The organism is Pseudoxanthomonas sangjuensis (assembly GCF_010211755.1).
Lineage (GTDB): Bacteria > Pseudomonadota > Gammaproteobacteria > Xanthomonadales > Xanthomonadaceae > Pseudoxanthomonas_A > Pseudoxanthomonas_A sangjuensis.
Map to the genome: position 1 here is coordinate 53,523 of NZ_PDWR01000010.1, position 12,909 is coordinate 66,431.

The following is a 12,909-nucleotide window of genomic DNA, read 5'->3' on the forward strand; positions in this document are numbered from 1 at the left end:
GCCGCGGGTTGCCGCTCGATGGCCGCTTCACCGGCTGCGTTTTTCCGCTGCAGGCTTGGCCTTCTTCTTCGCCGACGAACCGTTCAACGCCGCCGCAGCCTTCACCAGCGCCTTGAATGCGCGCGCATCGATCTTCCCGCCCTCGTGGATGTCGATCGCCCGCCGCGTGCCGCCTTCCAGGCTGGCATTGAACAACTGCGCCGGGTCGGGAAGGCTGGCGCCCTTCGCGAAGGTCAGCTTCACGTATTGCCTGTACGTCTCGCCGGTGCAGATGATCCCGTCGCGCGACCAGACCGGCACGCCCAGCGGATTGCTGGGCTTCATCCATTTCCGCTCCTCGACCGCATCCGGCACGGCCTCGACGATCAGCGCGCGCATGCGCGCGAGGGTTTCGACGCGCCAATCCGCCGGACTCGCGGCCGGCTCGGCCTTCTTCGCCGTCTTCCGCACGGACTTGGTGGCCGACTTGCGCGGCTTGCTGCTGCCGGACGTACCCGTGGTCATTCCTGTCTCCCGAACCTTGAGCCGTGCCGAAGCATAGCGCAGGCATCGAATACGAATGCAGCGCCGCGGGGGCCCGCGATGGCCCGGTGTATGCTCGCCGCGTCTGGTCGGGCCTTGGGAGGGGCGATGCTGGACTTCAACGAAATCCGCGACGTCGTCGTGCTCGGCGGCGGCGCGGCGGGCTGGTTCGCGGCCGCCGAGGCGCGGCGCCTGTTCGGTCCGCAGACCGCCGTCACCCTGGTCGAATCGCCGGACATCGGCATCGTCGGCGTGGGCGAGGGCGGCATCGTCAACCTGGTCGAGGCGCTGAAGCGCAACGGCATCGACCCGCTGGCCTTCATGCGCGAGACCGAAGGCGCGTTCAAGCTCGGCTTCGCCTACCGCGGCTGGCACGGCGGCGGCGAGGAGGACGTCTACTACCACCTGTTCAACGGCCCGCTGGAATTGGCGAACGGCTTCGACCCGCAGATGTCGGCGCTGCTGGCGAACGGCCTGGGCATCGGCCATGCCGTGCGTTCGATGCCGCTGGTCGTGCGCGGCGCTTCGCAGGACGACGTGCTGCAGGCGCTGAAGGAAGAGAATCCCGGCTTCACCGCGTCGCTGCATTTCGACAGCCATCGCCTGGCCGAATACCTGCGCCGCGTCGCCACCGGGCGCGGCGTGCAGCTGCGGCTGGCCAAGGTGCAGGAACTGCTGCTGGCCCCGGAAACCGGCTGGGTCCGTGCGTTGAAGCTGGATGACGGCGACGAGGTTCCGGTGGGTTTCCTGATCGACGCCTCCGGCTTCGCGCGCTTCAGCCTCGGCCGCACCTACAAGGCGGCATGGCGTTCGTTCGCGCCGTGGCTGCTGCTGGACCGCGCGATCCCTTTCCACATGCCGCATCCGGGCCCGAATCCGGCGCTGGTCACCAACGCGCTGGCGATGCCGAACGGCTGGATGTGGCAGATCCCGCTGCAGAAGCGCGTTGGCGCCGGTTACGTGTACAGCAGCGCGCACGTCGACGACGATGCCGCGCTGGGCGAGATCGAACGGCGCCTCGGCTTCGCCGTGCAGCCGATGCGCACGCTACGCTTCGAGCCTGGGCATTTCGAGCAGGTCTGGCGCGGCAACGTGATGGCGGTGGGGCTGGCCTCGGGCTTCGTCGAACCGCTGGAAGCGACGTCGATCGGGCAGATGCTGGAGCAGCTCGCCGCGTTCGGCCTGCTCGTCGCCGGCAGCCACGGCGTGGTCTCGGACCTCGCCATCGAGCGCTTCAACCAGGCCAACGCCGACTACTGGCGCGGCATCCTCGACTTCCTGCGCATGCACTACGACGTGCGCCGGCGCGACACGCCGTTCTGGCGCGACGCCGCGGAACGGCCGCTGTCGCCGGGTTACGCCGCACTGAAGCAGGTATGGCAGCGGCGCACGCCGCGTCCGTTCGACACGGTGCCGTACCGGCTGCGCGCGCAGATCTCGATGTTCGGCCCGCCGAGCTGGCTGGCGGTGGGGCAGGGCGTCGGCGCGATCCCGCCGCAGGCCGCGCAGGCGGAACTGCGAAGCCTGCCGCCGGAGCAGCGCAGGGAACTGGATGCCTTCGTCGCATCGGTGCACGCATCGCCCCCGTAGCACCGGGCTTGCCCGGCGCTCTGCAGGGCAGATTGCCTCACTTCGCGTGGATCAGGTCGAAGATCCGCTGCTGCAGGCCGGGATCGTCGTCGAGCGAACCGTGCGTGGTGGCCTCGGTCGGCTTGCCCGGCCGCTCGCCGCCGTCCGCCCTGACGTGCGGCAGCCGGGACGCGCTCATCTGCGGGCTGGCCACCGCGATCGTCCGCGCGCCCCACGGCAGCGTCGCACGCGCCGGCACCAGGTCGCGCTCCATACCGAGGATCGGCGTTTCCTGCCGGTCCTCGAACGAACGCGACACCAGGTACAGCAGCGAATGGCCGTACGGCTTGCAGGTGGGGTCGGCGCGCTCGGCCGCGTCGGTCAGGTGGCCGACCAGCAGCCGGGTACCGGTCTTCTGCACCGCCTTGCCGAGGATCGCGTCGAATTCGTCGACGCGCACCGCCGGTGCGATCAGGCTCACCGTGCGCAGGTCGAAGCCGGCCTGGATCGCGCGCGCGCCGAGGTGGTTGTGCAGGATGGCGCCGGCGGAATGGCCGATCAGGTGCAGGCGGATCTTCGGCAACGCGTACTCGCGCGCCTTCGCGCGGTAGTCGTCGAACAGGATCCTGACGCCGGAATCCGGGTTGCTGCTGATCTTGCCGGCGTTCTCCTTCATCTCGCGCCACAGCGGCCGGCCGAGCGGGCGCGCCAGCGTCTCGAGGCGCTCGTTCCACCACTCCTTCCAGTCTTCCTTCAGGCGGTCCCAGGCGCCGCCCGCGCGCGCGGCTTCCGGCGCCAGCTTGTCCTCGATCATGTTCGAGATGGTCTTGATCGCGCCGGTTTCCCACATCAGGAAGATCGGGAAGATGCGTTCGTTGTACAGCGCCGGCACCCAGAAGCGGGCGTTCTGCGCCGCCGTGTCCTCGCTGGTGAGGCCGCCGTGCGCGTAGATGGCGATGTCGACCGTGCCGTTGGCCGGGATCTTCCATTTGCGGCAGGCTTCCTTCAGGTGGATCCGCAACAGCGCATCGATGTCCTCGGGCCGGGTGCGGAACTGGCCACGGCGGCTGAGCAGGCCGTTGTTCTCCATGTTGATGATGAACGGGCTCAGTTCGTGCGCGGCCAGAATCGGATTGTTCGACACCACCGCGCGCGAACGGTCGCTCTCGTCGGTGCGCAGCGACGTCGCTTCCGCGATCGCCTCGTGCTCGGCGGTGACCACGCCCAGCTGCGCGACCCAGCAGTCCATCGCGTTCTCCAGCCAGTCGCTGTAGCGCAGCACCGCGAAGCCGCCCTTGCCCCAGGCCGGGCCCCACGAGTTGTGCACGATGAAGCCGTCCTTGGTGTAGCCGACGATGGCGAAGGCATGGCCGCCGTCGGGGCGGCCTTTCAGGCGGCGGATCAGCGGCAGGTCTTCCGGGTCCTCCGGTCGCGGCACGGCGCTGTCGGCGAGCAGCTCCTCCCAGCCCCGGTGGGTGAAGGCGCTGGCGTACAGCGCGCCGACCTGGTCGATCGCGACATGCATGTCGCGCAGCGAGCGCGGATCGATGCGGTAGTAGGCGCCGAGCGGGCGCTTGATCGCGTCGGTCCACCAGTCCTCGCCGGCGTTCGGCCTGGCCTCGGGCATTTCCAGCTTCGGCCACAGCCGCGCGGCACTGGCGCCGTGGCGCAGCCAGCCCTTCAGCGCGCCGCGCAGCGACGAGCCGCCGTCCTCGTCCTCGCCGCCGTCGTCGTTTTCGGCCCACTCGTCGTAGCGGCGCGCCATGCTGTAGAGCATGTGCGGCGAGATCGGTTCGACGTGGCGCCCGGCGCGCACCAGCAGGTATTCGATGACGATCGCCAGCGAATAGCCGGTGCAGGCGCTGGTCAGGCCCTGGTCGAGGATCGGGCGCACGTCGCCCGGGTAGCTGACGTCCTTCGGCGCGGACGACACCGGTGGCTGGTACTCCCAGTCGCGCAGGTCGACGCTGTCCGGACGCACATTGAGCACGCGCGTGGCGCGTTGCCGCTTCCTGCGCGGTGCGCTGGCCTCCAGCAGTTCCAGCGGCGCGACCTCCGGCCGGCCGGGCGCGCAGAGCGAGCCGCGGCGCGGCCGTGCCGCCTTGCGCGAACGGCCGGCGCGCGCCGCCGTCCCGCCGAACCGGGCGTAGGCCGCGGCCAGCTTCTCGTCGTAGCGGTTCTGCCGGTAGCCCGGCCCGTTGTACAGGCGCGCGAAGCGGGCCCAGTCCTTGCGCCGCAGCGGCACGATCAACGGCGAGCCGGGGCGGGCGAGGAAGTTCGCGAAGGCCTCGACCTGTCCGTTCGCATCGACCGACTGGCGGTCGACGAAGCGACCGACGTTGTCGTAGCCGCACAGCGCGTAGTTGAAGCCCATGATCTGGAACGCGCCCCAGCTGGCCGACTGCAACGCGGCTTCCTCGTCCAGCGCCGCGGCCTTGTCCAGCCGCCGCCATTCGCCGGCGAGGCTGCCGGAGTACTGGCGGCGGTCCCATTTCGGATAGCTGATGTTGGGGTGCCCGCCGCTGTAGCGGCCCGCGGTGAGGCGGTGGAAGATGTGCCCTTCGAACAGGATCTTCGGGCGTCCGTCCGACGCTGGCAGGAAGCCGCTGCCGGCCGATTCCACTTCGGCGACCGCGCGCAGCGCCGCTTCCTCCACTTGCAGGCGCAGGGCCAGTTCCTTCCAGGTTTCCGCGGAAACGGTTCGCTTGTCGTTGCTCATCGGGTCGCTCCATTGCCAGGGTCGAAGCCGGGGGGATTTCCATCGGCGTGCAGGCGGCAGTTTCCCGCGCGGCCGGGAAAGGCATCGTGATCGGGGGCCCGCAGGGGACGGGCGCGCGCCGCATCGCGGGGGCGATGATCGATGGCGTTCCGCAGGGTTCAACGCGCGGCTGGCGATGGTCCGGCCAAGCGGCGCCGGATGCGCCGACGAAAGGAAGGGCGCGGCGGGAACCGCGCGGGGGTCAGAGCCAGGATTCGACGGCCTGCAGCATGCGTCGGCGCGAGAACGCGAAATCCCAGTAACTGCCGCCGAGCTGCCGCCACAGCACCGCCGAACGCACCGCGGCCAGCAGGATCGCGCGGATCTCGGCGACCACGCCGGGCTGCGCCAGGTAATGCGGATTGCCTTGCACCATCACCCGCGGCCGCAAGTGACTGAGCGTATCGGCATACAGGCCGCCGAGCGCCGACAGCACGTCGGGGTGGCTGCTGCCCAGTTCCGCGGCCTTCGGCGCGATCTCGAGCAGGCCGTTGTGCACCGCGCCGGCGGTATGGGTTTCCTTGCCGAAGCGCCGTTCCAGCTGCAGCACCGCCATCACCAGCTTGAACAGCGCGGCGTCGTGCAGTTGCTGCCGGCCGAGGTGCTCGCCGAGGATGCGCAGCCCGGCGCGCAACGCCAAGGCGTCGCCGTACACGGCTTCGGCGGAGTCGGCGTCGATGCGGAACACGCTGTCGAGCGCGGTCTGCACGATCGCCGCGTCCGCCTGCCCGGTATCGGCGATGCGGCGCACCTGCGCCAGCGCCTGGATCACCCCGGCCAGTGCGAGCACGCGGTCGCGGATGGCGTCGCTCATGCCGCGCGCTCCGCGTCTAGGCGTCGTTCGAGCGGTGCGTCGGTGCGCGCGATCACCGCGCCGCCGAGGCAGACGTCGCCGTCGTACAGCACCAGCGATTGCCCCGGCGTCACCGCGCGCTGCGGGCGGGCGAAGGCGACTTCCAGCGTGCCGTCGTCCTGCACGCTGACGCGGCATGCTTCGTCCGGCTGCCGGTAGCGGGTCTGCGCGGCGCAGTCGAACCGCCGCGCCGGCGGATGGCCGCCGACCCAGTGCGCGGCTTCCGACCACAGCTTCGTCGACTGCAGGTAGGGGCTGGCGGTGTCCTGGTCGACATACAGCACGTTGTTGGCCACGTCCTTGCCGACCACGTACCACGGCGCCGCGGCGCGGCCGCGCACGCCGCCGATGTTCAGGCCTTCGCGCTGGCCGAGGGTGAAATAGAACACGCCCGGGTGCGTGCCGATGACGTGGCCCTGCGGATCGCGCATCTCGCCCTGTTTCGCCGGCAGGTAGCGGCCCAGGAATTCGCGGAAGTCGCGCTCGCCGATGAAACAGATGCCGGTGGAATCCTTCTTGTCGTGGGTCGGCAGGCCGGCCTCCTTCGCCACGCGGCGCAGGTCGGGCTTCTGCATGTCGCCGATCGGGAACAGCGTCGCCGAGAGCTGTTCCTGCCCCAGCTGGTGCAGGAAATAGCTCTGGTCCTTGCCGCGGTCGACGCCGCGCAGCAGCTTCCACGTGCCGCCGTCCTCGGCGACGCGCGCGTAGTGGCCGGTGGCGATCTTCTCCGCGCCGAGGTCCCGCGCGGCGTCGAGGAAGTGCTTGAACTTGACTTCGCGGTTGCACAGCACGTCGGGGTTCGGCGTGCGGCCGGCGGCATATTCGGCGAGGAAGTGCTCGAACACGCCGGCCCAGTATTCCGAGGAGAAATCGCGGAAATGGAAGGGAATGCCCAGCCGCCCGCACACCGCGACCGCGTCGCGGCGGTCGTCCTCGGCGCGGCATTCGCCGCTGCCGTCGTCGGCCCAGTTCTGCATGAACAGACCGGCGACCGCTTCGCCGGCCCGGACCAGGCGCAGCGCGGCCACCGACGAATCGACGCCGCCGGAAACGCCAACGATGACGCGCGGCGTGCTCATGCGACGTGCTGCAGCAACGAAAGCGGATAACGACGGCCGGCGAGGAAGTCGCTCGCCACCTGCCAGACCATCGGGCTGCGCCAGCGGGCGCGCTCGGCCTGCAGCTCGTCCGGCGTCAGCCAGATCGCGCGCTCGATGCCGTCGTCGAGCCGCACGCCCGGATCGTGCCGCAACGGGGCGGCGGCGAAGGCGAAGCGCAGGTAATGCCTGCCGTTGTCCGGCACCTTCCACTGGTAGGCGCCGATGAACGCGGTCAGCTCGACGTCCCAGCCGGTTTCCTCGCGCGTCTCGCGCAACGCGGCCTGCGCCAGGCTCTCGTCCGGTTCCAGGTGGCCGGCCGGCTGGTTCAGCACCAGGCGGTCGCCGCCGGCGTATTCCTCGACCATCAGCAGCCGGCCGTCGCGGACCACCACGGTGGCCACGGTCACGTCGGGCTGCCAGCAGCTGCCGTCGATCCTGCTCATTCAGAACTCGTCCTTGCCGTCGCTCAGCTCGATCTCCATCTCGTCCGCGCTGCGGATCGCTGCGTCGATCGCGTCGCTGAGCATCTGCTCGCCCGCGTCCGCCGGGAGCTTGACCACGAACACCGCCAAATTCCCCTGTTTGACCCAGGCGCCGAGCTTGCTGTTGTGCGACGCCTCCAGCAGGCGGTTGGCGACTTCGGCGGGGAACGCGTCGGCCTCGGTGCGCCAGGCCGGCGACCAGATCTCGCGGACCCGGTGCTCGCCGAATTCCTCGACCGGCGAGCGCACGTAGACCAGCTGGGTGCGGGCGGGATCGCCCTCGAGCTCGAAGACCAGTTTGTAGTCGTTGTCCTCGTCCACTTCGTACTGGTAGTCCAGCTTGTCCAGCTGGGCGCGGATGCCCGGATCGGCGGGGTTCTTCGCCGTTGCCGCGTCCTGCGCGCGCAGGGCCGGCGACAACAGGGCGAGGATGCAGCCAAGCAACAGCGCGTGGTTCATCGGATGGCTTCCGGAAAGGGGTTTGCGGGAATTGTGCGGGCCACGGCGCCGTCCGTCCATTCGGCCCGGCCACGACGGCACTTTCGTATAATTGGGGCATGTCCCGCAAAACCGAACAGGAACTCGAGCATGGCGTGCTGGTGGAAACCGGCAAGCCCGAGGTCGCGCCGCCGCCGCTGTACCAGGTGCTGTTGCTGAACGACGACTACACGCCGATGGACTTCGTGGTCGGCGTGCTGCAGCAGTTCTTCGCGATGGACCTGGAGAAGGCCACCCAGGTGATGCTGCACGTGCATACCCGCGGCCGCGGCGTCTGCGGGGTCTATACCCGCGAGGTGGCCGAATCCAAGGTCGCCCAGGTCAACGAATATTCGCGGATGAACCAGCACCCGCTGTTGTGTACGATGGAAAAATCCTGACCGGGCGGGGTGCCGCCGGCGGGCGGGGACTGGGCAACGGTTCCTGAACGCTGTGGACCGCCAGCGTTGTGGAAATCCTCCGGCCAGGCCGCATATTGTGCGCGTCAGTAGCAGGAGTTTCCCATGTTCAGCAAAGATCTAGAGCAAACCATCGGCCAGTGCTACAAGCGGGCCCGTGAGGCGCGGCACGAGTTCATGACGGTCGAGCACCTGCTGCTTGCACTGCTGGACAACCCCTCGGCGCAGGCGGTGCTGAAGGCCACCGGCGCCGCCGCCGACCGCCTGCGCGAGGACCTGGAGCAGGCCATCGAGGCCCCGGTCTCGAAGCTGGCCGCCGACGACCCGCGCGACACCCAGCCGACGCTGGGCTTCCAGCGCGTGCTGCAGCGCGCGGTCTACCACGTGCAGTCCTCGGGCAAGAAGGAGGTCACCGGCGCCAACGTGCTGGTGGCGATCTTCGGCGAAAAGGACTCGCACGCCGTATATTTCCTGACCCAACAGGACGTGACCCGCCTCGACGTGGTCAACTACCTGTCGCACGGCATCGCCAAGCAGGGCGAGGGCGCCGAGCCGCAGCCCTCGTCCGAGGGCGAGGGCCGGGGCGAAGGCGAGGGCGGCGAGGGCAAGGGCGACGCGCTGGCCGAGTACGCCAGCAACCTCAACGAGCTCGCCCGCCAGGGCAAGATCGACCCGCTGGTCGGCCGTGCCGAGGAGATCGAGCGCACCATCCAGGTGCTGTGCCGCCGGCGCAAGAACAACCCGCTGTACGTCGGCGAGGCCGGCGTCGGCAAGACCGCGCTGGCCGAAGGGCTGGCCAAGCGCATCGTCGAGGGCAACGTGCCCGCGGTGCTGGAAGAGGCGACGATCTACTCGCTCGACCTCGGCGCGCTGGTCGCCGGCACCAAGTACCGCGGCGATTTCGAAAAGCGCCTGAAGGCGGTGCTGGCGGCGCTGAAGAAGATCCCGAACGCGGTGCTGTTCATCGACGAGATCCACACCATCATCGGCGCCGGCTCGGCATCGGGCGGCACGATGGACGCATCGAACCTGATCAAGCCGGCGCTGGCCTCGGGCGAGCTGCGCTGCATCGGTTCGACCACCTTCCAGGAATACCGCGGCATCTTCGAGAAGGACCGCGCGCTGGCGCGGCGCTTCCAGAAGATCGACGTGGTCGAGCCGACCGTCGGCGAGACCTACGAGATCCTGCAGGGCCTGAAGCCGAAGTACGAGGCGCACCACAGCGTCACCTATCTCGACGAGGCGCTGCAGGCGGCGGTCGACCTGTCGGTGAAGCACATCGGCGACCGCCTGCTGCCGGACAAGGCCATCGACGTGATCGACGAGGCCGGCGCGCGCCAGCGGTTGCTGCCGCTCGACCAGCGCAAAGAGCTGATCGACATCGAGGAAATCGAGACCATCGTCGCCAAGATGGCGCGGATCCCGGCCAAGCAGGTCAGCGCCACCGACAAGGACGTGCTGCAGCACCTGGAGCGCAACCTGAAAATGGTGATCTTCGGCCAGGACCCGGCGATCGAGACGCTGTCGTCGGCGATCAAGCTGGCGCGCAGCGGCCTGGGCAACCCGGACAAGCCGATCGGCAGCTTCCTGTTCGCCGGCCCGACCGGCGTCGGCAAGACCGAGGTGACCAAGCAGCTGGCGCTGCAGCTGGGCATCGAACTGGTCCGCTTCGACATGAGCGAATACATGGAGCCGCATTCGGTCAGCCGCCTGATCGGCGCCCCCCCGGGCTACGTCGGCTTCGACCAGGGCGGCCTGCTGACCGAGAAGATCGTCAAGACGCCGCATTGCGTGCTGCTGCTGGACGAGGTGGAGAAGGCGCACCCGGACATCTTCAACATCCTGCTGCAGGTGATGGACCGCGGCATCCTGACCGACACCAACGGCCGCGAAGCGAACTTCAAGAACGTGATCCTGGTGATGACGACCAATGCCGGCGCGGCGCAGGCTTCGCGGCGCAGCATCGGCTTCACCAGGCAGGACAACTCGACCGACGCGATGGAGGTGATCCGCCGCAGCTTCACCCCGGAATTCCGCAACCGCCTCGACGCGGTGGTGCAGTTCCAGGCGCTGGGCTTCGAGCACATCCTGCGCGTGGTCGACAAGTTCCTGATCGAACTGGAAGCGCAACTGCACGAGAAGAACGTCAGCCTGTCGGCCACGCCGGCGGCGCGCGACTGGCTGGCGCAGAACGGCTTCGACCCGCTGATGGGCGCACGGCCGATGGCGCGGCTGATCCAGGACAGGATCAAGCGCCCGCTGGCCGACGAACTGCTGTTCGGCAAGCTGGTCAACGGCGGCCGGGTCGGCATCGACGTGCGCGACGGCGAACTGGTGGTCGAGGCGCAGTCGGAACCGGAGCGGTTGCTTCCGGCGACGGTGTGAGCACCGGTTCCTGGCTGTTGGTTTTTGGCCAACGACCAGGAACCAGCAACCGAGAACGAAAAAGGCGGCCAATGGCCGCCTTTTTCCTGCGCCATGCGCGAACTCAGCGCTGGCGGTAGGTGATCCGACCCTTGCTCAGGTCGTACGGGGTCATCTCCACTTTGACCTTGTCGCCGGTCAGGATGCGGATGTAGTTCTTGCGCATGCGCCCGGAGATGTGGGCGATGATCTCGTGGCCATTTTCCAGCTTGACCCGGAACATGGTGTTGGGCAGCGTCTCGGTGACGGTGCCTTCGAATTCGATCGAATCGTCTTTCGACATGTAAACCTGAAGGGTGAACGGGGGCGGCACGGGCCGCGAAAGTCCGGCATTTTACGCCTCCCGGCGGGTCCGCGCAAAAATCCGGTTAAACGGGGGGCCGGCTGCCCGCCAGGGCACGGGCGAGCAAGGTGCCGAACCGCGCCGTCCACGGGCCTGGCGCCTCCGGCAAGGCGGCCTGTTCGACCACGGCCCGCAGGAAGCGCCCGCGCGGCCAGCTGTCCGCGCCGAGGCCCAGCAGGTGCTCGTTCTCGACCTGGGCGTCGATCAACGGCCAGCCCCATTCGCGCAGGCGCCAGGCCAGGGCGGCCAGGGCGACCTTGGATCCGCCGGATTCGCCGCTGAACATGCTTTCGCCGAAGAACATCCGGCCGATGGCGACGCCGTAGATCCCGCCGACCAGACGGTCGCCGTCGAAGACCTCGACCGAATGCGCGTGGCCCAGCCGGTGCAGTTCGACGTAGGCCGCCTGCATGCCCGCGGTGATCCAGGTGCCGTCCTGGCCGGGCCGCGGCACGCTGGCGCAGGCGGCGATCACGTCGGCGAAGCGGGTGTCGGCCCGGATGCGCCAGTCCGAATGCCGCAGCGAACGACGGAAACGCGACGACAGGCGTACGCCGTCGGTCCGGAACACCGTGCGCGGGTCCGGCGACCACCACAGGATCGGCTGGCCTTCGGAGAACCACGGGAAGATGCCGTGCCGGTAGGCGTTGAGCAGGCGCTGCGGCGCCAGGTCGCCGCCGATCGCAAGCAGGCCGTCGGGCTGGCGCAGCGCCATTCCGGCCGGCGGGAACGGCGCGGCCGGGTCGGGCGACAGCAGGAACGGGCGCTGGCTCACGCGCGCATTCTAGGTGGCGCGGAACGGGGAATGCGCGGCCAGCGCCCGTGCGTAGCTGCGCACCGAAGCGGATTCGTCGTCGCACCAGCGGCGCAGCGCCGCGGCGAAGACCGGGTCGGCGATCCAGTGCCGGCTGTGCACGAAGGCCGGCAGGAAGCCGCGCGCGATCTTGTGTTCGCCCTGCGCGCCGGGTTCGAAGCGGGCAAGGCCTTCCCGCAGGCAGTATTCGATGCCCTGGTAGTAGCAGGTTTCGAAATGCAGGCCGGGCAGGATCGCGCGCGCGCCCCAGTAGCGGCCGTACAGGGTGTCGCCGCCGCGCAGGCACAGGGCGCCAGCGACCGGCTCGCCCTCGTGGTCGGCGAGGAACAGCACCAGTTGCCGCGGCATCGCCTTCGCCAGGTGGCGCAGGAAATCGAAGGTCAGCGCCGGCGAGTTGCCGTATTCAGCGAAGGTCTGCAGGTAGAAGCCGAACATCGCGGCGAGATCGCCATCGCCGGCCTCGTCGCCGTGCAGCACGCGGAACGCCACGCCGGCGCGCCGTACCTTGGCGCGTTCCTGGCGGATGTTCTTGCGGTGCTTGTGGTCCATCGCGGCAAGGAAATCGTCGAACGACCGCCAGCCGGCTTCGTTGCGCCAGTGGTATTGCACGTCGGTCCGCGCGAGCCAGCCGTCGCCGAATACGCCGTCCTCGCTCCGGGGATGGAAATTGACGTGTGCCGACGAAAGGCCGAGGCGGCGGGTTTCATCGACGATGGCGTCGAGCAGCCCGGCGCGCGATCCCGCGTCGCGCGTCAGCAGGCGCGGGCCGGTCACGGGCGAGTAGGGCACGGCACCGAGCCATTTCGGGTAGTAGTCCGCCTTTGCGGAATGGCCAAGGCCATTCCGCGGATCACGCCCATGCCGCGCATAGGCATGCGCCCATGCATGGTCGAAGACGAATTCGCCGTGCGAATTGGTCTTCAGGTAGCCCGGCGCGGCGGCGGCGAGTTCGCCGCCTTCCCACAGCGTGACGTGATGCGGTTTCCAGCCCCAGTCCTCGCGCAGGCAGCCGGTTTCCTCCAGGCCCGACAGGAAGGCGTGGGCGACGAAGGGGTTGCGGCCGTCGTGCAGGGCGTCCCAGACGGAAGCGGGGAGGTCGGCGAGGTTTTCGAGGATGCGGATTCGGGGCATTCGGCCTGCTCGCCGAC

12 protein-coding genes are annotated in these 12,909 nt (G+C 69.1%); 3 read left to right on the forward strand and 9 right to left on the reverse strand.

The features are described from left to right. Nucleotides 1-27: 27 nt before the first annotated feature. Nucleotides 28-504, reverse strand: coding sequence for a DUF1801 domain-containing protein (locus CSC71_RS07075; RefSeq protein WP_162373660.1), 477 nt, complete (start codon nt 502-504; stop codon nt 28-30). A 126-nt stretch (nt 505-630) separates the two neighbouring features. Here CSC71_RS07075 and CSC71_RS07080 point away from each other — a divergent pair, with 126 nt between their 5' ends. Continuing rightward, the gene (locus CSC71_RS07080; protein WP_162373661.1) at nt 631-2,112 is read left to right on the forward strand and encodes a tryptophan 7-halogenase; all 1,482 of its coding nucleotides are present in this window, start codon (nt 631-633) and stop codon (nt 2,110-2,112) included. A gap of 37 nt (nt 2,113-2,149) precedes the next feature. Here the strand turns inward: CSC71_RS07080 and CSC71_RS07085 are convergent, their stop codons facing one another. From CSC71_RS07085 to CSC71_RS07105, 5 genes are all read right to left on the reverse strand, one after another. After that, nucleotides 2,150-4,810, reverse strand: coding sequence for an N-acetylmuramidase domain-containing protein (locus CSC71_RS07085; RefSeq protein WP_162373662.1), 2,661 nt, complete (start codon nt 4,808-4,810; stop codon nt 2,150-2,152). 241 nt (nt 4,811-5,051) lie between these two features. Beyond that, entirely contained in the window at nt 5,052-5,663 is a 612-nt protein-coding gene (gene hflD, locus CSC71_RS07090; RefSeq protein WP_162373663.1) for a high frequency lysogenization protein HflD, read from the reverse strand. Next, the gene (gene mnmA, locus CSC71_RS07095; protein WP_162373664.1) at nt 5,660-6,781 is read right to left on the reverse strand and encodes a tRNA 2-thiouridine(34) synthase MnmA; all 1,122 of its coding nucleotides are present in this window, start codon (nt 6,779-6,781) and stop codon (nt 5,660-5,662) included. Before mnmA ends, hflD begins: the two co-directional genes overlap by 4 nt. Then, the gene (locus CSC71_RS07100; RefSeq protein WP_162373665.1) at nt 6,778-7,245 is read right to left on the reverse strand and encodes an NUDIX hydrolase; all 468 of its coding nucleotides are present in this window, start codon (nt 7,243-7,245) and stop codon (nt 6,778-6,780) included. The genes mnmA and CSC71_RS07100 overlap by 4 nt, the downstream gene beginning before the upstream one ends. Further along, entirely contained in the window at nt 7,246-7,743 is a 498-nt protein-coding gene (locus tag CSC71_RS07105; protein ID WP_162373666.1) for a hypothetical protein, read from the reverse strand. A 98-nt stretch (nt 7,744-7,841) separates the two neighbouring features. On the opposite strand from CSC71_RS07105, the gene clpS reads away from it, so the two are divergent. After that, nucleotides 7,842-8,162: an ATP-dependent Clp protease adapter ClpS gene (gene clpS, locus CSC71_RS07110; protein WP_162373667.1), complete on the forward strand. Its 321-nt coding sequence runs from the start codon at nt 7,842-7,844 to the stop codon at nt 8,160-8,162. Between the two features lie 123 nt (nt 8,163-8,285). After that, nucleotides 8,286-10,565 (forward strand): ATP-dependent Clp protease ATP-binding subunit ClpA, encoded by a 2,280-nt coding sequence (clpA, locus tag CSC71_RS07115; RefSeq protein ID WP_162373668.1) that lies wholly within the window; start codon nt 8,286-8,288, stop codon nt 10,563-10,565. Between the two features lie 103 nt (nt 10,566-10,668). On the opposite strand, the gene infA is transcribed toward clpA, so the two are convergent. The 3 genes from infA to CSC71_RS07130 form a co-directional block, all read right to left on the reverse strand. After that, complete coding sequence (gene infA / locus CSC71_RS07120) at nt 10,669-10,887, reverse strand: translation initiation factor IF-1 (protein ID WP_162373669.1); 219 nt, start codon at nt 10,885-10,887, stop codon at nt 10,669-10,671. Nucleotides 10,888-10,972: 85 nt separating this feature from the next. Next, nucleotides 10,973-11,662, reverse strand: coding sequence for a leucyl/phenylalanyl-tRNA--protein transferase (gene aat / locus CSC71_RS07125; RefSeq protein WP_211367926.1), 690 nt, complete (start codon nt 11,660-11,662; stop codon nt 10,973-10,975). A gap of 69 nt (nt 11,663-11,731) precedes the next feature. After that, complete coding sequence (locus tag CSC71_RS07130) at nt 11,732-12,892, reverse strand: GNAT family N-acetyltransferase (protein WP_162373671.1); 1,161 nt, start codon at nt 12,890-12,892, stop codon at nt 11,732-11,734. Nucleotides 12,893-12,909 lie beyond the last annotated feature (17 nt).